Origin of the sequence: Solwaraspora sp. WMMB762 (assembly GCF_049179115.1) — a bacterium.
Lineage (GTDB): Bacteria > Actinomycetota > Actinomycetes > Mycobacteriales > Micromonosporaceae > Micromonospora_E.
The window spans coordinates 5,670,128-5,688,911 of sequence record NZ_JBMHMD010000001.1; the positions used below are offsets into that span (position 1 = coordinate 5,670,128).

General features: G+C 69.1%; 12 protein-coding genes and 1 pseudogene. 7 read left to right on the forward strand and 6 right to left on the reverse strand.

Features of this window, described 5'->3' with window-relative positions; all coding sequences use genetic code 11:
- Positions 1-9 precede the first annotated feature (9 nt).
- The gene (gene ppc / locus ACN27J_RS25405; protein WP_421370070.1) at positions 10-2,967 is read right to left on the reverse strand and encodes a phosphoenolpyruvate carboxylase; all 2,958 of its coding nucleotides are present in this window, start codon (positions 2,965-2,967) and stop codon (positions 10-12) included.
- A gap of 280 nt (positions 2,968-3,247) precedes the next feature.
- Positions 3,248-4,228, reverse strand: coding sequence for an endonuclease domain-containing protein (locus ACN27J_RS25410; protein ID WP_421370072.1), 981 nt, complete (start codon positions 4,226-4,228; stop codon positions 3,248-3,250).
- A 256-nt stretch (positions 4,229-4,484) separates the two neighbouring features.
- Here ACN27J_RS25410 and ACN27J_RS25415 point away from each other — a divergent pair, with 256 nt between their 5' ends.
- Complete coding sequence (locus ACN27J_RS25415) at positions 4,485-8,033, forward strand: hypothetical protein (protein WP_421370074.1); 3,549 nt, start codon at positions 4,485-4,487, stop codon at positions 8,031-8,033.
- Positions 8,034-8,058: 25 nt separating this feature from the next.
- Here the strand turns inward: ACN27J_RS25415 and ACN27J_RS25420 are convergent, their stop codons facing one another.
- Positions 8,059-8,286: a winged helix-turn-helix domain-containing protein gene (locus ACN27J_RS25420; RefSeq protein ID WP_233606558.1), complete on the reverse strand. Its 228-nt coding sequence runs from the start codon at positions 8,284-8,286 to the stop codon at positions 8,059-8,061.
- Between the two features lie 211 nt (positions 8,287-8,497).
- Here ACN27J_RS25420 and ACN27J_RS25425 point away from each other — a divergent pair, with 211 nt between their 5' ends.
- Positions 8,498-8,872, forward strand: a complete 375-nt coding sequence (locus ACN27J_RS25425) for a hypothetical protein (protein ID WP_421370076.1) — start codon at positions 8,498-8,500, stop codon at positions 8,870-8,872.
- Between the two features lie 76 nt (positions 8,873-8,948).
- Here ACN27J_RS25425 and ACN27J_RS25430 read toward each other — a convergent pair whose 3' ends face one another.
- Complete coding sequence (locus ACN27J_RS25430; protein ID WP_421370078.1) at positions 8,949-9,707, reverse strand: cyclase family protein; 759 nt, start codon at positions 9,705-9,707, stop codon at positions 8,949-8,951.
- 155 nt (positions 9,708-9,862) lie between these two features.
- Here ACN27J_RS25430 and mfd point away from each other — a divergent pair, with 155 nt between their 5' ends.
- From mfd to ACN27J_RS25445, 3 genes are read left to right on the forward strand one after another with little or no spacing between them, the layout of a single operon-like run.
- The gene (mfd, locus tag ACN27J_RS25435) at positions 9,863-13,609 is read left to right on the forward strand and encodes a transcription-repair coupling factor (RefSeq protein WP_421370080.1); all 3,747 of its coding nucleotides are present in this window, start codon (positions 9,863-9,865) and stop codon (positions 13,607-13,609) included.
- Between the two features lie 13 nt (positions 13,610-13,622).
- On the forward strand, positions 13,623-14,318 hold the full coding sequence (locus tag ACN27J_RS25440; RefSeq protein WP_421370082.1) for a hypothetical protein: 696 nt from the start codon (positions 13,623-13,625) through the stop codon (positions 14,316-14,318).
- A complete protein-coding gene (locus ACN27J_RS25445) occupies positions 14,315-15,325 on the forward strand; it encodes a MazG family protein (RefSeq protein ID WP_421370084.1) in 1,011 nt (336 codons plus the stop codon). The genes ACN27J_RS25440 and ACN27J_RS25445 overlap by 4 nt, the downstream gene beginning before the upstream one ends.
- On the opposite strand, the gene ACN27J_RS25450 is transcribed toward ACN27J_RS25445, so the two are convergent.
- Entirely contained in the window at positions 15,269-15,958 is a 690-nt protein-coding gene (locus ACN27J_RS25450; protein WP_421370086.1) for a signal peptidase II, read from the reverse strand. The two genes, ACN27J_RS25445 and ACN27J_RS25450, sit on opposite strands and share 57 nt — an antisense overlap.
- Before the next feature lie 236 nt (positions 15,959-16,194).
- Between ACN27J_RS25450 and ACN27J_RS25455 the strand changes: the two genes are divergently transcribed.
- Positions 16,195-16,899 (forward strand): bacteriorhodopsin, encoded by a 705-nt coding sequence (locus ACN27J_RS25455; protein ID WP_421370087.1) that lies wholly within the window; start codon positions 16,195-16,197, stop codon positions 16,897-16,899.
- Positions 16,900-17,072: 173 nt separating this feature from the next.
- Positions 17,073-17,759, forward strand: a pseudogene (locus ACN27J_RS25460) (Brp/Blh family beta-carotene 15,15'-dioxygenase); the annotation flags it as partial.
- Between the two features lie 21 nt (positions 17,760-17,780).
- Here the strand turns inward: ACN27J_RS25460 and ACN27J_RS25465 are convergent.
- Positions 17,781-18,740, reverse strand: a complete 960-nt coding sequence (locus tag ACN27J_RS25465; RefSeq protein ID WP_421370089.1) for a DMT family transporter — start codon at positions 18,738-18,740, stop codon at positions 17,781-17,783.
- Between the last annotated feature and the right edge of the window lie 44 nt (positions 18,741-18,784).

An 18,784-nucleotide genomic window follows, 5' to 3' on the forward strand; every position in this document is an offset into this window, starting at 1 on the left:
CCGGCTGCGTCAGCCCGTGTTGCGCATACCGGCGGCGATGCCGTTGACCGTGGTCAGCAGGGCCCGCTCCAACGCGGTGTTGTCGCTCGGCGCCCGCCGGGCACCCGGCGCGGTCGCCACCGTCCGCGTCGCCGCCCCCGAGTCGCGGTACTGCCGCAGCAACGCCACCTGCAGGTGGTGCAGCGGCTCCAGGTAGGTGTCCCGGACCGCGAGGGTGCGCTGCAGCACGTTGTTGTTCTGCAGCAGGCTCGACGACCCGGTGATCGCAAGTACCTCGCGTACCGTCCGCTCGTACTCCTCGGTGATCTTGTCGAAGATCGGCTGCAGCGGACCCGGCACCAGCGTCTCCACGTAGCGCCGCGCGATGCCCAGGTCGGTCTTGGTCAGCATCATCTCGACGTTCGACAGGAACGTGCGGAAGAAGTGCCACTGCTCGAACATCTCGCCGAGCACGTCGGACAGGCCGGCCTCACGGGCGGCGGCCAGCCCGGAGCCGACCCCGAACCAGCCGGGCACGATCTGCCGCGACTGGGTCCAGCCGAACACCCACGGAATCGCCCGCAGCCCACCCAGCCCGGCGCCGGTGTTCGGCCGCTTCGCCGGCCGGGAGCCGATGTTGAGCGCGCCCAGCAACTCGGTCGGGGTCGCCGCCCAGAAGTACGCCGGCAGGTCCGGGTCCTCGACCAGCGAGCGGTAGCAGGCGTACGCCGAGTCGGAGACGACGTCCATCGCCGCGTCCCAGTTTTCCAGCAGCTCAAGCGGCTGGCGCGGCTCGGTGTGCAGCAGCGTCGCCTGCAGCACCGCCGCGACCGTCAACTCCAGGTTTTCCCGGGCCAGGGCGGGGATCGTGTACTTGTCGGAGATCACCTCGCCCTGCTCGGTCACCTTGATCGAACCGTCCAGGGTGCCGTACGGCTGGGCCAGAATCGCCTCGTGCGTCGGCCCACCGCCCCGGCCGACGGTGCCGCCTCGGCCGTGGAACAACCGCAGCCGTACGCCGTGCCGGGCCGCGACGTCGCGCAGCGCCCGCTGCGCCCGGTGGATCTTCCACTGGCTGGTGGTGATGCCGGCCTCCTTGTTGGAGTCGGAGTAGCCCAGCATCACCTCCTGCACCTCGCCGCGCGCGGCAACGATCGCCCGGTACGCCGGCAGCGACAGCAGCTCGTCGAGCAGGTCGCCACCGGAATCCAGCTCGGCCGGGGTCTCCAGCAGCGGCACGAACCCGACCCGGGCCAGCCCGTTGTGCACGTCGACCAGGCCGGCCTCGCGGGCCAGTACCGCGGCGGCCAGCACGTCGTCACTGCCCAACGTCATCGAGATGATGTACGACTCGACGACCTCCGGGCCGAACCGCTGCTGCGCCTCGCGGATCGTGCCGAAGACGTTGAACGTCTTGCGCGCCGACTCGGTCAGCGGAGCGTCCATGCTAGACAGCGGCCGGCGGCCGGTCAGCTCGTCGGCCAGCAGCTTCGTCCGCTCGGGGCGGCTCAACGAGTTGTAGTCGGTCACCTCGCCGACCCGGGCGTACATCTGGGCCAGCACCGCGTGGTGCGCCTCGGCGTGCTCGCGCACGTCCAGCGTCGCCAGGTGCAGACCGAACGCCGACACCGTACGGATCGCCGACGCCAGCTTGCCGACCGCGGTCAGCTGACCCGAGTTGCGGGCCAGCGACGCCCGCATCAGCTCCAGATCGGACAACAGCTCGTCGGAGCCGCGGTAGTCGCGGCCCGGCACGTGCGCGGTGCCCCGGTTGAGCCGCAGCCGGGTGTTCGCCAGCTTCGCCTTCACGCACCGGGCCTTCAGCCGGTACGGCTCCTCCGCGTTGGTACGCCGGAACCGGGGCGCCACCTCCGGCAACGCGTCCAGATCCTTGGCCAGGCTGGCCGACAGATCCAGCGAGACGCCGCGCAGCCGCCGGGACACCGACACCTCGTTGATCAGCGCGTCCATCGCCTCGTCGGTGGCCTGGATGCCGTGCTCGTGCTGGATCATCAACACGTCGCGGGTCACCGCCGGGGTGACGTACGGGTTACCGTCCCGGTCACCGCCGATCCAACTGCCGAAGGTCAACGGCCGCGCCGTGGGGGCGGTCTCGACACCCAGCCGGCGCAGCGTGTCAGCAAGATCGTCGAGTACCTGCGGGGCGGCGTCGGCGTACAGGTCCCGCAGGTAGTACACCGCGTTGCGGGCTTCGTCGGTCGGGTCCGGGCGGTCCAGCCGCAACTCGTCGGTCTGCCAGAGCAGATCCAGCAGCTCCGCCAGCCGGCGGCTGCTCGCCGAGGCGTGCTCACTGGCCCCGTACAGCACCGCTTCGGACATCTCCACGTCGAGTTCGTCGGCGACCGCCCGCAGCTTCGACAGGATCGACCGGCGGGCCGCCTCGGTCGGATGCGCGGTGAACACCGGGCGTACCGCGAGCCGGCGGGCGGCGGCGGCGATCTCGTCGGCCGACACCCCGCGAGCGGAGATCAACGTCGCGGCCTTGTCCAGCCAGCCACCCTCGGTGGCCCGGCGGCGGCGCAGGTCCCGGGCCCGGTGCACCTGCTCGGTGATGTTCGCCAGGTGGAAGTAGGTGGAGAAGGCGCGGGCCAGCTTCGTACCCGTGGTGACGTCCATCGCGGCGAGCCGGGCCGCGGCGGCCTCGGCGTCACTGCGCACCTGGGTACGGATCTCCTCGACCAGGTCGAGCAGCGGCTGACCCTCCTGCCGGGCCAGCGTCTGGCCGAGCAGGGTGCCGAGCCGGCGGATGTCGGACCGCAGCGCCGCGTCCGGCCCGTCCTGACCGCTGCCAGCAGCATCGGTCTGCACGGTGCCTGCCTTCGCGTTGCCGGCCTGGGCGGCACCGTCCTGCGCGTTGCCGGCCTGGGCCTTGTTGGCTTGCGCGGCGTCCGGTTGCGCGGCGTTTGCGGGTTGGGTGGCGGCGAGTTGCTGGGCGTCGGGCATCGGGTTTGCGGACAGCTCAGTCACTGGGCGCTCCTCACGCGAGTACGAAGGACGGCGCTGTCCGACAACTTGGATGTTATCGGCCGTCCCCCCGGCCACGGGGAAACTGGTGAGTCTTGTCTCAACGTTCGGCGTACCGTCCCGGAATGTCCCTTTCTGGGGTGGCCCGCCCAACCGGCGATGCCCCCTTCAGGGGCGGCGCCCACGCAGCGAGGGGAGCCGGTCACCCCCACCTGCTCAGCGAGGGAACCTACATTGTCGTCAAACCCGCCGGGTGACAACAATGTAGGTTCCCTCGATCCGATCACTGGCGTTGCTCGGCGATGGCCTGCCGGACCATCCGGGCGAGTTGTCCGCTTTGCCGGAGGACGTCGTCCGCAGTGAAGCGCAGTACGAGCCAGCCGGCGGCCCGTAGCGCGTTGTACCGACCCACGTCGCGGCGGAACGTCGTGCGCTCCCGATGGTGGTCACCCTCGTACTCGATGGCGATCCGCCACTGCGGGTAGGCAAGATCGACCCGAGCAATGAAGCGACCCCGGCCGGCACCATCCGATGCCTGTCGTCGCGATGTCGTATGCCGTTGCGGCCTCGCCTGCGGCGGCCTCGCCTGCTGCGCCGGCCGGCGTACTTCGTACTGCACTGTCGGGCGGGGCAGGCCGGCATCGTGCAGCACGAGCCGGAGCCGCGACTCCATCGGCGACTCGGCCAACGGCTCGGCGAGCGTGACGAGTTCGCGCAGTTGGGCGATGCCACGTCCGCCGGTGTTGGTGTCGAGGTAGCCGGTGATGGCTTCAGCGCGCAGCAGACGGCGGTGCAGCATGGCGTCGAGTGCGGCGAGCGCGTCGGCCCGGGGCAGCAGACGGCCCAGGTCGAACGCCGTGCGTATCTCGGTGGTCAACGCGATACCGCCGAACGAAACGGTGATGTCGGTCGGGTCGAGCGCGCGACGGGAGACGGCCAGCCGGGGGTGCGCGCCGAGTCTGGCCGAGCGAGGCAGGGTGACGTGCACCGGGCTCCTACGGGGGAGCAGGTCGACACCCCACAGGTACGCGGCGCTCAGTCCGCTGATCGCCCCGCCGACGGGCAGCTTCACCGCCACCGCCTCGCACCACATCCGGTGGTCGTCGGGGTCGAACGCCGCCGCCTCCACGTAGACGTCGGGAAGCAGCCGTTGCCAGGCAGGGCCACGGAGCATCTGCCAGGTGGCCAGGCCGGCAGCCACCGCTCGGCTACCGGAGAACGGGGCGAACCTCAACTCGCGAGGGACTCTGGCGGCGACAGACATCGGCAGAGCCTGCCCGACAGGCTTCACTGACCGCTGCCCCAGCGACCGGTTGCGTCACCGATCCGACTGCTCCTGTACGAAGACGCCTTCGCACCACGAGTGACCGGGCTACGTTGACCGCGATGGCAGGGGGCACTTCGCCCCAGCTGGACGCGCCGTGGACGGGGGTACGGTGATGCGCGGCTGGCTCGGAAGATCCTGGCTCTTGTCCCCCCGCGTCTGGTGGGCCCGCTTGGTTCGTCGAGCCGAGATAGAGGTGGAGTACCAGTCTCGGCCCCTCCTGCAGCGTGCCGTCGAGCCGCGGCAGACCGACGCCCGCCCGTGGCACCGAACCCTGTGGTTTGCCCTCTGCCGAGCGGCATTGGTGCTGATCGCTTTAGTCGTCGTGATCTTCCAATTGTTGGTTCCCCTTTACAGCATCTTTTCGCGCTGGCATGACTGGGACAGGCTAATTCCGCCATGGTCGTACCAATGGCTGCAGTGGAGCCCAGCCACGGCGTGGGGTGAGATGAAGACCGTTCTCGGTCCGATTATCAGCATCGCCTTCGCCTTTGTCGTCTACTACATATTTGCGCATTGGCGAATCATCCGCTTCTATCGGAAGAAGGCGCATGATTCGCCGACGGAACTCGTGGAGACCGCAACAAAGATTATCGATGACGTGCCTGGTCGCCGGGAGTTGTGTGAGGTGCTGATCGAGCGAATTCGGGATCCGGCGACTCGGTCTCCGATGGTGCTCATCGGTGGGGTCGGTGCCGGAAAGACTGCAACGCTGGTCGAGCTGACCCGGAAGTTGGCTGCACAAGATATCGTGCCTATCCCGATCCGGCTACGGGACACGGCTGGGAAGGAAGAACTCAACTTCAAGGAGCTGGCTAGAGAGAAGTTCAAGAAGGAAGTCGATTCGAAACTGTTCAGTGACGGCCACATGGAGCGGCTCTGGCGGGAGCTCTTCCGCTCCAACGAGGTGGCTATCCTCGCGGACGGACTCGACGAGGCAATTCAGGGAGCGCCGGCTAGGGATAGTGCGATCCGGGAAGCTATTCAGCAGGCCGTCCATGACGGTCTGCCGTTGGTGATCGCTTCCCGCCCTTACGATCCGCTACGCGGTATGAAGTCGACTGTCATCGCGCTGGAGCCGCTTGGTGAAGGTGCTGCTATCGAGTATGTGAGCAACGGGGGTGGCTCCCTGGCGAATCGGTCGATCGCCGAAATTGCAACTGTCGTGCACACGGCGGATGTCGCGCAGTCGCCGATGTTCCTGCGCGTCATCCGTGACTTGGAGGGGGCTGATCAACTACCCCGTGAATTATTCGGCGGCACCAAGGTGGACATCAGAGGGGATTGGCAGTCAAGGGATCGAGCTACCGTTCGGCTAGCTCTGCTCAGGAAGTGGTGCGAAGCGCTATGCGAAGGAGGTTTCCGAATAGACTATGCCCATACCAAAGATGAGCGAAGGATGACTGAGGAGATCCTTCAGGCGTTCGCCTGTCTGAGTCTTGGTCTCAACCAGCAATCGCCGCAGTTCGTGCACTTTGACCGTCTCTATATAGATCGCGGGAAGGACCGTGGATTTGCCGAACTGATCAGGGATGATCTGCAAGTGCGACTGCGTGATCATATTCCTAGTGGCAGAGTTGAGATCGAGGATAGGGATAGTGTTGTCATCGCCATTCAGCGTGGTGAAGCGCTAGGATTTGTCGATGAGGCAAGGGATGGTGTGCGTTTTCAGTACGGTGATCTTCAGGCGTACCTCGCCGCAGAATTCATGTCCAGATTAAGTATGAAGGACTTTCGTCGAGTTGCGAAACAATTTGGCCTTGGGCGAGGTGGCAAGGGTTTCTCTGGCAATCGACAGCCAAGCCGGGAGTTGCTGGATTCGTTGATTATGATGTCAAGAATGCCGAGTGAAGAGGGGTGGAAGAGGGAATTCTTGTGTGGAATAGTTGAAGACCTTCTCGATGGTGCGCGGACGAGTGAAGGAAAAGATTGGATAATTCCATGCTGGCGCCTGGAGATGTATGCAGCGGCGCTGGAGATCGACGCCATGCGTGAGGAGCCTGAACAATATTCGATAATCGATCAGTTGCTGGGGTGCTGGGACGACTTCTGTGAGGACGAGACCGCACCTGATCGGCCGTTGGATGAAGCCAAGCTCCATCTCGTGCGGCGAGCTGGAGACGCCGTGCGGATACTTCACGACAGATCCCATGTTGGCGACGTCAGTGGCGTAGCGCTGTCGTACGAGAGATTGTTTCGCATCGCCCTCAAGGAGAACTCGTACCGTGTTCGGTTGGCGGCTGCCCGCGAGGTCGGTCTCGGTGGCATCGATGCTGTAGAGCAGTTGTGTGTGGGGGATCTACTCGCGCCGCCGCCGCCGCTGTTGGATCACTCTCGGCGATCGGAGGTCATATATGCAGCAGAGGCGGCCGCCAGCCACAGTTCTTCGTACCGCTGGTTGTCGCTGCGACGGTCGGGCCTGCCAATCGCAGGGAAGCGTGCGTCCTACTCTGCCGCACAGGCGGTGGTCTCAACGGAGAAGGTGCAGTTGGGGACCGGCGACGGGCAAACTGGTCTACCGGACCGCAATATGGGAGTTTCGCAGGATCACAAGAATGATGACCACTACCAGATCGTTGGATGGGTGCTACCCCTGCTATACCTGTCGACCTCCCTAGAGGACCAGGATTTCCAGGGAACCGCCGGCCGGTCCCGGCTGGCCAGTAGTTCCTGCGGAAACGACATGCTCACCGAGAAGCTCGACCAGTGGCTGTTTGCGTTGCCCAAGCGGGATCCCGCCCAACCTCATGCACGTTTCTCGATCAGGGCGGAGCTCGCGCTGGCACAGGGCTTCCGGCTTGCCGCAAATCTACGTCGCCTGCCCAGGGGCGCCCGGGTCCGAGACCGTAGCTTCATGGTCGAGCGGGCCGAGTTGGCGCTGCGCAACTCCGGGTTCTGGTACAGCCAGATCGCTCTGATCCAGGCGCTCACCCTGCTTTCGCTCCCCGATGATCCGAATGCGTCGGCTCCGCCGGGCGGGCATGTTGCCGATCCCTGGGCCCAGGTCCAGTACTGGATCGGTCTGGCCGGCAGCGCCGTTCCAGGTGGCGAGAGGGGCAAGGCACATCCATTTGTCACCGAGGTCGGTCGCTTTTGTTTGTCTGCGCTGCTCACACTGCGTCCCGAGCGCTACATCTGGATCGACGAGAGCGAGACAGCAAGCCGGGTCGGTGCGTGCAGCCCGTCGGAGGATGTCCGGTGGCACCAGACGTCGTGGATCCCCGATTCGATGGGCTGGAGTCTGCTGGTGCCCCGAGCACAGCGCCTGCTGGCCGACGTCATGCTGCTCTACAACCTTGCCGACCGAGGTGATAGCCCGGACCGCCGGGAAGTACGGCTGGCCCGGTCGGACCGTAGCGACCTGCCGCCGTGTATGACAAGTGACCGCGAGGCATTGCAGGTCAAGCGGAACCTTGACCTCAAGGAACGTGGCGAACCGGGCAAGACCTGCCTGCACGGCTGCCCGTTTCGACTCTGCCCACTGCCAGCCCGGGGCGAACGGCTGACGTACCAGATGGACCAGAGCTTCTGTGCGCGCCAGGCGGACCTGGCCAGCACGATGAGGGTCGATTTCTGGCACCGCGATTTCTGGAAGTCAGGCTATTGGCGGTACGGCCCGTGGCGTCCAGAATTATGGCGAGCCTGGTTCGTCAACCGGGCAACCTGGCAGGCAGTGCCCCGTTCGGCGCTGAGCCGGTTCTGGCGGCAGATGTCGGAGCGTGACCTGCCCGACGACCGTTGGTAGTCGGCGCCTCGGGTCTGCCGGATCGTCACCGATCCGACTGCTCCCGTACGAAGACGCCGGCGCCGGGTGCACCGTCGACGAGCCCGCGTGCTTTCAGCCAGTCGATCGCGGCGCGGACGACCTGACGGGAGACGTCGAACTCGGCGCACAACTCGGTGCCGGATGGCAGCTTCGCGCCGGGCGGGTACTCGCCTGACTCGATCCGCGAGGTCAGCGTGTCGATCAGTCGTTGCTTCTTCGTGTAGGCAGGCATGGGCATGACTTCCGTGGCAGGTATGCCCATGTGATCACGGATCTCGTCCGAGCGTCAATGTCAAGAGCCGACAGGGCTTGACCTGACATGACAGGTAATCCTAGATTGAGCCCGTCGACCGTGGCAGGTCGAAGTGATGAGATTTGTAGGCGGCCCGGGTAGAGTTGGCGCTCCAGGCTCCCGGGCCTTGACCGGGAGAGGACCCCGGCCCATGAGCAATCTACCGAAGCGTGCCCACCCGCCGTGGTGCCTGCGCGGCGCCGACTGCGCCACTACGCCCGACAGCGCCGCCTGGCACTCGTCCCGCCTGCTGCGAGTCGCCGCGACCGACGTGCACCCGTGCGTGGACGTCGCTGTCGGCCGCTGGCAACTCGATCCGGCCGGAGCACCGCAGGCGGCCCGAAGGCAGCGGACCGGCGCGACCGGTACGGCGGCGCTGCTGGCTGGTGGCGTACTGCTGGAATTTCGACTCGGTGACGACGTCGACCAGTGGCCGGTCGACCGGGCGCAGGCGCTCGCCCTGACCCGGCTCATCCCGCGACTGCTGCGCGACGACGTCGTGCCCCGGCTCCGCCGTGCAGCCTGACGGCTGCCGGCTGACGGGGCCAGCTGCCTGACGGCCAGGGCCGGTACGCCGGTCGGTGACCGTAGGTTCAGCACGGTCAGTCGACGATGGCGTACGCGCGGACCGGCGCGGTGTCCAGCCCGGCGAACATCGGCGGTACGGCGCTGAACCGGAACCCGTACGCCGGTAGCTCGCCGAGCCCACGTAGGTGCTCGACGATCGGGATCCCGGCGGCCAGCAGGATGCTGTGCGCCGGCCGGGCACCGTTGGCCGAGGGCGCGGTGTCGTCGATGTTGATCGAGTCGATGCCGACCAGGGCGACTCCTGCCGAGACCAGCAGTTCCGCACCGTCCGCTGCCAGGTACGGGTGGTCCGGGGCGGCGTACCGCTCGGTGCCGAAGTGTGCCGACCAGCCGGTGTCCAGTAGCACCGCCCGCCCCGCCAGCGCCCCGCCGGCGGCCGTGCCGTCGCCAGCGGCCGTGCCGCCGACGACCGTGCCGTCGACGACGGCTGCCCCGGCCAGGTGCGGGCGCAGCAGCGCGGCGTCCACCGCTCGCGTGGCGGACGGCACCCGGACCACCACGCCGGGCAGATCAGCCAGCTTTTCCAGCGGCAGCCCGGCCAGGTCCGCCCCGTCGGACCAGCGGTGCGACGGGGCGTCCAGGTACGTTCCGGTGTTGCCGATCATCGTGATCTGGTTGATCCGGAACGTGGTGCCGGCCGCGTACCGCTCGGCCGATGCCTCCCGGCTGAGCCACTCGGTGATCGCCGGGGCGGGTAGCCCCGGATAGGTGACCATGCCGTCCCGGACGACGTGGCTGAGTTCGACGAACCGTTTCTCGGTCGGTGTGCCCATGTCCGGCGAGGTTAGTGGGTGAGGGCGGATCAGCGGGCGGATAGGCTGGTAGGCCTGACCCCCCGCCCGGACCGGGCGTGGGGTTGTCGTCGCGTGTGCGCCCTAAGCGTGCACCGCCGCACAGCAAGGCGTATCCCACCGCGAAGGTTGTGACCATGACCGCGCTCGCCGGCCTGCTCAATGCCGCTCTCGCCGATCCCGCCCTGACCCGGGTACGGGATCTGGCAAAGATCGCCACGCCTGAAAAAGACGGGCTGGACGTCACCGCGCCGCCGGCGCTGCGCCCGTTCACGGTCGCGGCGGTGGCCGCCGAGACGCAGGCCGGCGGGGCGGGGCGACCGGTGCTGGCGGTCACCGCGACCAGCCGGGAGGCCGACGACCTGGCCGCCGCCCTCGGTGAGCTACTGCCGGCCGGCCAGGTCGCGGTCTTCCCGAGCTGGGAGACGCTGCCGCACGAGCGGCTGTCGCCGCGTTCGGACACCGTCGGGCGACGGCTCGCCGTGCTGCGCCGGCTGGCGCACCCCGAAGCGGACACCGGACCAACGGCCAGCGACGGCAAGTCCGGCGACGGTACGCACGGCGAGCGACAGCGGCAAGGGCCGCTGCGGGTGGTCGTGGCGCCGGTCCGCTCCGTGCTGCAGCCGCAGCTAAGAGGGCTCGGTGACCTGGAGCCGGTCCAGCTGACCGCCGGAGGCAACTCCGGCGGCCTGGAGGAGGTCGTCGACCGGCTGGTCGCGATGGCGTACGCACGGGTCGACCTGGTCACCAAGCGCGGTGAGTTCGCGGTACGCGGCGGCATCCTGGACGTGTTCCCGCCGACGGACGAGCACCCGTCCCGGGTCGAGTTCTGGGGCGACGATGTCGAGGAAATCCGCACCTTCGCCGTCGCCGACCAGCGCACCATCGAAGCCGTCGACCGGCTGTGGGCACCGCCGTGCCGGGAACTGCTGCTCACCGACCCGGTACGCCAGCGGGCCGCCGAGCTGGCCCAGCAGCATCCCGAGCTGGGCGAGATCCTGGACAAGCTGGCCGAGGGCATCCCGGTCGAAGGCATGGAGTCGCTGGCCCCGGCCCTGCTGGACGGCACCGACAGCATGGAGCTGCTGCTGCACTGCATGCCGACCGGCACCCACGTACTGCTCTGCGACCCGGAGCGGATTCGCACCCGGGCGCACGATCTGGTCCGTACCTCGGCGGAGTTTCTCGAAGCCAGCTGGGCCGCGGCCGCCGTCGGCGGCCAGGCCCCGATCGACCTGGGCGCGGCCGCCTTCCGCACGCTGGCCGAGGTACGCGCGGTGGCCGCCACGCTCGACCAGCCGTGGTGGACGCTGTCGCCGTTCGGGCTGGCCGAGGCGGAAACCGACGCAACCTCCGACATCGCGCCCTGGGAGGACGCGTCGGCGCCGGTGAGCGTCAGCCCGGACGCCGGGGACGCGGTGGCGCTGACCGCCGCCCCCGCGCCGCTCTACCACGGGGAGACCGCCCGGGTCGTCGACGACCTGAAACGCTGGACCGGCGACGGTTGGTCGGTGGTGCTGGTCTTCGAGGGGCACGGGCCGGCGCAGCGATCGGTGGCCGTGCTGCGCGACGCCGGCCTCGGCGCGACGCTCACCGAGGCGGTGCCGGACGCGCCGAAAGCCGGTGAGCTGGTCGTCACCTGCGGCAGCCTCGGCAACGGCTTCGTCGCCGAACGGGCCCGGCTGGCGATCGTCACCGGCGCCGACATCAGCGGCGGCCGGGGCGCGTCCACCAAGGACATGCGCAAGATGCCGAGCCGGCGGCGCAACACCATCGACCCGCTGGAGTTGCGCGCCGGCGACCACGTGGTGCACGAGCAGCACGGCATCGGCCGCTACGTCGAGCTGGTGCAGCGCAAGGTCAACGGCGCCGACCGGGAGTACCTGGTCATCGAGTACGCGCCGGCCAAGCGCGGCCAGCCCGGCGACCGGCTGTTCGTCCCGACCGACCAGCTGGACCAGCTGTCCCGCTACGTCGGCGGGGAGCAGCCGACGCTGCACAAGATGGGCGGCTCGGACTGGCAGAAGGCCAAGACCCGGGCCCGCAAGGCGGTCCGGGAGATCGCCGCCCAGCTGATCCAGCTGTACGCGGCCCGCAAGGCAGCCAAGGGGCACGCGTTCGGCCCGGACACCCCGTGGCAGCGGGAGCTGGAGGACGCCTTCCCGTACACCGAGACCCCGGACCAGCTGGCGGCGATCGACGAGGTCAAGGGCGACATGCAGCAGTCGACCCCGATGGACCGGCTGATCTGCGGCGACGTCGGCTACGGCAAGACCGAGATCGCGGTACGGGCGGCGTTCAAGGCGGTGCAGGACGGCAAGCAGGTGGCGGTGCTGGTGCCGACGACGCTGCTCGCCCAGCAGCATTTCAACACGTTCGCCGAGCGGATGGCCCAGTTCCCGGTCGAGATCCGGCAGCTGTCGCGGTTCCAGACCCCGAAGGAGACCGAGCAGACGCTGACCATGGCAGCCGAGGGCACCGCCGACATCGTCATCGGCACCCACCGGCTGCTGCAGTCGGCCACCCGCTTCAAGGCGCTCGGGTTGATCATCGTCGACGAGGAGCAGCGGTTCGGGGTGGAGCACAAGGAGCACCTGAAGTCGCTGCGTACCTCGGTCGACGTGCTGACCATGTCGGCGACGCCGATTCCGCGCACCCTGGAGATGGCGATCACCGGCATCCGGGAGATGTCGACGATCGCCACCCCACCGGAGGAGCGCCATCCGGTGCTGACCGCCGTCGGGGCGTACGACGACAAGCAGGTCGCCGCCGCGATCCACCGCGAGCTGCTCCGCGACGGCCAGGTCTTCTACCTGCACAACCGGGTCGAGTCGATCGACAAGGCGGCGCGGCGGCTCCGCGAGCTGGTGCCGGAGGCGCGGGTTGCGGTGGCGCACGGCCAGATGGGTGAGGACGCCCTGGAGAAGGTGATGGTCGGCTTCTGGGAGAAGGAGTTCGACGTCCTGGTCTGCACCACGATCGTCGAGTCGGGTATCGACATCCCGAACGCGAACACGCTGATCGTGGAGCGGGCCGACCTGCTCGGCCTGGCCCAGCTGCATCAGATCCGCGGCCGGGTCGGCCGGGGCCGGGAGCGGGCGTACGCCTACTTCCTCTACCCGCGCGAGAAGCCGTTGACCGAGCACGCCCACGAGCGGCTGTCCACCATCGCCCAGCACACCGAGCTGGGCGCCGGCATGTACGTGGCGATGAAGGACCTGGAGATCCGGGGCGCCGGCAACCTGCTCGGCGGCGAACAGTCCGGCCACATCGAGGGCGTCGGCTTCGACCTGTACGTGCGGATGGTCGGCGAGGCGGTGCAGAACTTCAAGGGCGAGGCGCCGGACGACGCCGAGGCCGCCGAGGTGAAGGTCGACCTGCCGGTCGACGCGCACCTGCCGCACGACTACATCGGCGTGGAACGGCTGCGTCTGGAGATGTACCGCAAACTCGCCGGGGCGCGCGACGCCGCCGCCCTGCAGGAGATCGTCGCCGAGATGACCGACCGGTACGGCGAACCACCGGCGCAGGTCGGCAACCTGGTGGCGGTGGCGAGGTTCCGGCTGCTGGCCAAGGCGTACGGGCTGACCGACGTGTCGATGCAGGGCAAACATGTCCGGTTCGCCCCGCTGGTGCTGCCCGACTCGAAGCAGCTGCGGCTCAAGCGTTACCACCCGGACTCGGTCTACAAGTCGGCCGCCGACCAGGTCAGCGTGCCCCGGCCGACGACCCGGCGGATCGGCGGCGAGCCGCTGCGCGACCAGGCGCTGCTGGACTGGTGCGCCCAGCTGCTGCGCGACGTGCTCGGTGACCCGCCGACCACGGATGCCGTACCGTCGACGGACAGTGCCCGGGTCGGTGCACCGGCCGGCAGGGGTGCGTGAGAGAGTGTCGTCCATGCAGCGTGTCCGTCGCCTGGCGTCGATCACCGTCATTGCCCTGGTCGGGGTCGCCGCACTGTCCGCCTGCCGGTCGCAGCCCGGGGTCGCCGCCTACGTCGGCGACGAGCAGTACACCGAGGAGCAGGTGACCAGCGTCGTCGACGACCTGGGCGACCAGCTCGGCGAGCAGGCCGGTGAGCAGGGCGCCCCGCCGCTGCCGACCCGGCAGCAGGTGGTCAGTGCCCTGGTGCTCGCCGACGTCTGCGCGCAGCTCGACGTGCCGGGCGGCGCGCAGCCGATCTCCCCGGAGCAGTACGCCCAGCAGTTCGGTCTGCCGCCCGACTCGGAGTACGTGCGGGCGGCAGCGCAGGCCTGGACCTGCGTCACCGGCCTGCAGGCCGGCGGCCAGGTGCAGCCGACCCAGGAGGAGCTGTTCGACCTGGTCGAGAAGGGCCGGGCCGCCGGGGTGATCCCGGACGACGTGACCGATGAGGAGGCCGCCGGTCAACTCGACGGTGAGCAGTTGCGGTCCGCGCTGGCCGCCCGCGACGCGATCGCCGACGCGGTCGCCGAGCAGGATGTCACGGTCAACCCGCGGTACCGTCCGCTGGAGTTCCCGGTGCTCAGCTTCCAGACGGCCCAGGGCAACGTGATCGCGGTCGGCATCCCGTTGGGTGGCGGCGACTCGGGCACGGTCTCCGAACGGCAGTGACCGCCCGGATCGTCCTGCTGGTCACCTCGCCCCGGCTGCCGGCCGGGCTGCTGACCGCGCAGGCCTGGGACGTCGTACGCCGGTTCCCGGTGTTCGCCGGCGCGGACAGTGAGCTGGCCACGGCGGTCAGTGTCGCCGGTGGCACGGTCACCGTACCGGCACCGGAGTCGGAGTCGGTTGAGCAGACGCTGTTGGCGGCGGCCGCCGAGCACGGCACCGCGGTGTGGCTGGCCGGTCCGGCCGGCGACGAGGACCTGGCCCGCCGGCTGGGGCTGCGGCTGGCCCGCGAGCCTGCCCTGGCCGAGCTGGAGCTGATGTACGGCTCCTGGGATCCGCCCGGGGCCCGGCTGCTCGACGCGGTCGAGGTCATGGACCGGCTCGTCTCGCCCGGCGGCGATCCGTGGAAGCGGCAGCAGACCCACGACTCGCTGGCGCGGTACCTGCTGGAGGAGAGCTACGAGGCGTACGACGCGATCGCGGCCGGTGACCTGACAGCGCTGCGCGACGAGCTGGGTGACGTGCTGCTGCAGGTGGTGCTGCACGCCAGGCTCGCCCAGGAGCTGCCGGACGGCGAACGTTGGGACGTCGACGACGTAGCCGGTGGCCTGGTGGCGAAGATGATCCGCCGCAATCCGCACGTCTTCGCCGGCGTGCAGGTCGATGGCATCGACGACATCGTCGACAACTGGGAGCAGATCAAGGCTGCCGAACGGGTCGAGTCGGGTGCCGCTTCCGGCGCGGGCGAGACCCCGTCGCCGATGGACGGGATCGTACTCGCCCAGCCGGCGTTGTCGCTGGCCGACAAGGTGCTGCAGCGGGCCGGGCGCGCCGGGGTCGACGTACCGCTGCCGCAGCCGGACCCGGCAGATGACCCGTCGACGCGGCTCGGCGCGCAACTGCTCGAGCTGGTCGCGCAGGCCCGCGCCGACGGACTGGACGCCGAGGGCGCGTTACGCCGTGCCACCCTCGCGTACGCCGCCGCCGTCCGCACCGCCGCCACCGACTGACGGCTTCGGCGGCACCGACGGCTCGGAGGGTTCCGACGGCTCGGACGGCTCGGACGGCTCGGAGGGTTCCGACGGCTCTGGCCGGAGCCGGATGCCGAGCAGCTCCAGGGTCAGGAACGTGACGACGCCGAAGAAGAGCGCGATGTCGGCGACGTTGCCGATGAACCAGTCGAAGTATGCGATGAAGTCGACGACGTGGCCCTGCCCGAACGACGGCTTCCGGAACAGCCGGTCCAGCAGATGGGTGAATGCCCCACCCAGCACCAGGCCGAGCGCTGTCGCCCAGGCCCGAGAACGGGCCCGCAACGCGAACCAGGCAGTCACGCCGACACCGATCGCGGCGGCGATGGTGAAGATCCACGTGGTGTTCTCGCCAAAGGAGAACGCGGCACCCGGGTTGTAGATCAGTTGAATGCCGAGGGCGTCGCCGATCAGCGGGGTCCGCTCGCCCCGGGTCAGCGTCGCCTCCGCCCACATCTTCGTCAACTGGTCGACGACGAGCACCGTGGCGGCGATTACGAAGGCGAGCCACGGAGCCCAGTCGGTCCATCGCTGCCGCCGGGGCGCGCGTGCTGCCGTACCGCCGTCAGTCGGTTCGTGGATGCTCTCGTCGGTGCCGGCGCGCTCACTCATGATCGGTGATTCTCCCACCGCTGCCCGGAAGTGCACAGCCGCGTCGACAGGCTCTTCGGACCCCGCACCCTGCCCGGCAGGGTCGGAGTACGCCACTGGCTCCGCCTGCACGACTCAAGCCTAGGTGGACGGTGCAACTGGCAGGTCGGCTGATGTTGCGAATAGCCACCAAGAGCGTGGCAAGGGGATACCGTTGGGAAGATGTCTCCGGTGGGCTTCCCGACTGCGGAGGATTCGTGGTTTCGCAGTTGTGGTTGTGGTCCTTCGTGGTGGTCGCGCTCGGTGCCGTGCTGTACTTCGTCCGCTGGATGCGCGAGCCCAAGGGCGTCCCGGTCGCCGTGTACCTGCTCGCGATCGTCATCCTGATCTGGTCTGCCATCTGGCACGCGGTGATGGCGCTTGGCGGCGCCCTGACCACGGTCGGCGACCATGCCGTGCACTGGGGGTACTACGCCGACTGGATCGTCACCGCCCCGTTGCTCGGTTACGCGCTGGTGCTGGTCGGAACGCATGCGTCGGCCGGCAGGAGGACCGACCTGGTGGTCCTCGTGGTAGTGACCAGCGTTCCCATGATCTTCTGCGGACTGGTCGGGGACCTGGCGCTCGAACCGACCACGCGGTACCTCGCCTACGGTGTCGGCGTGCTCGCGCTCGGCGCCAACTATGTCGTGATCTGGGGGCCGCTGCGCAGAGCGGCAGCTCAGCAGCCGGACCACATGCGGACGCACTTCAACCAGTTGGCCGTGCTGCTCAGCGCCCTGTGGCTCGGCTTCACCCTGGTCTGGCTGATGGGACCAGCCGGTCTCGGCGTGTTCGACGAGCCCACCACGACGGCGGTGTTCGTGGTCCTCACGGTGCTGATGAAGATCGTGTGGAGCGCGCTCGACCTGGGGCGGCTGCGGTTGTTCGCCAACCGGGACGCGCTGCACGTCGTGCATTGAATGCCGGCCGTTGGCTGCTGCGCCGGGCCGGGCGGGTCGTCGTCCCGGCGTTCGGCGTGGTGCTGCTGATCCAACTGCCGGTGCTGAGCCACACGACATCAACGGCCGATTCCACGCTGCCGTTGCTGGTGGGGCTGTTACTCGGCCTACCCCACGGTGCCGTCGATCATCTGGTGCCGGCCTGGCTGAAACCCGCCGCCGACGAATGGCGAGCACGGGCAGGTCTGCTCGTCGGGTACGTCTGCCTCGCAGTCCTCGTCTGGTGGATCTGCTACCGCGTCCCCGGCCCGGCGCTCGTCGTGTTCCTGATGGTCGCGGTCGTCCACTTCGGCGCCGGCGACGAGGCGTTCCACCGGCAACGGGACGCACGACGAACACCGACTCGGCCGTACGCCGTGCTCGCCTACGGAGCGCCGCCGGTGCTGCTGCCGTTGACGCTCTGGCCGGACCACGTTGATCCGCTGCTGGAGAGCATCGGCGCCGGTTCGGCGTACCTGCTGAACAGCGAGGTCCGGGTGAGTGCCGTCGTGGTTGCCGGCGCGGCGGTGGTCGCCACCATGGTCAACGACCTGCGGGCTGGCCGGCGCGGTGACGCCGGATACCTCGGGCTGCTGATCGCCGTGTTCGTGCTGGTGCCGCCTGCGTGGGCGTTCGGCACCTACTTCGCGGCGGGTCACTCGGTGCGGCATGTGGCCCGGCTGCTGCTGGCCGACCCCGGCAACGCTGCCACCCTGGCCGCCGGCCGGCTCGGTCCGGCACTGTGGCGGTTCGCTGCCCAGGCGGCGATCCCTACCGGAGCCGTACTGGCTGTCCTGGTGCCGTTCGCCGTCTCGGCCACGCCGCAGGTGGGGATGTCCACCGGCTTCGCGGTGTTGGCCGGGCTAACCGCACCGCACGCCCTGCTGGTGCTCTGGCTCGACCGGCGCGGCGTCGACTATCTGGCGCGAGGGCTGCCGGGCCGGCAGAACTCGACCCAGCCCGATGGCGAGGCCGGCCGCGACGATCAGTACGCCGACGCTCTGCCCGGCCGACGGTGGTTCCCGATCGAGCAGAGCGGCCGAGACGAGGGTGGCGATCGGCAGCACACCGATGAACATGCCGGCACGTTCCACTCCGAGCCGGCGCAGCCCGGTGAACCAAGCCAGGAACGCCACCACGGTCAGCATCACCGCCAGGTAGCCGAACGCCGCCGTCTCGGCCGCCGTCGGTAGCCGCCAGCGGGTCGCCTCTCCGGCGACGAGCGCGGCCAGCGCGAACATTGGCACCGCCAACCCGCAGCTGTACGCGGAGACCCGTACCGCCCCGAGCCGGTCCAGCAGGGCGGCGGCGAGCAGTGAGAACGCCACCTCGCCGGCGAGCGCCCCCGCGCAGGCGGTCAGCCCGACGGCATCGGCGGTGCCGGTGCCGTGGACGGTCGCCGTACCGACGACCACGATGCCGGCGGCAAGCACCAGCCGGGCTGCCGGGCGGCAGCCGCGCAGCAGCGGGCCGAGTAGCGCCAGGGCGAGCGGGGCGGCGCCGACTATGGTGCCGACGGTGGCGGGGTCGGCGTGCCGCAGCGCGGCCAGCACGCAGATGTTGAACGCGACCAGGCCGGTGGCGGCCAGTGCGGCGAGCAGGGTCCAGTCCCGCCGGCGCAGCCGACGGTGACCTGCCGGGCGGGGGCCGCCACCGAGCCGGGGCGCGTAGCGAACCAGCGCGGCCAGCAGCACGGTGGCAACGGCGTACCGCAGGGTCTGGCCGGTCAGGGTCGGGTAGTTCAGGACCAGTCGGCTGATTGAGACCGAGTTGCCGAGCACGATCATGGCTGCGGTGCAGAGCAGCACTCCAACGGGATTCACGTCGGTTGACGCTAGGCGCGTGGTGGTCCAGTCTTAAGTGCCAA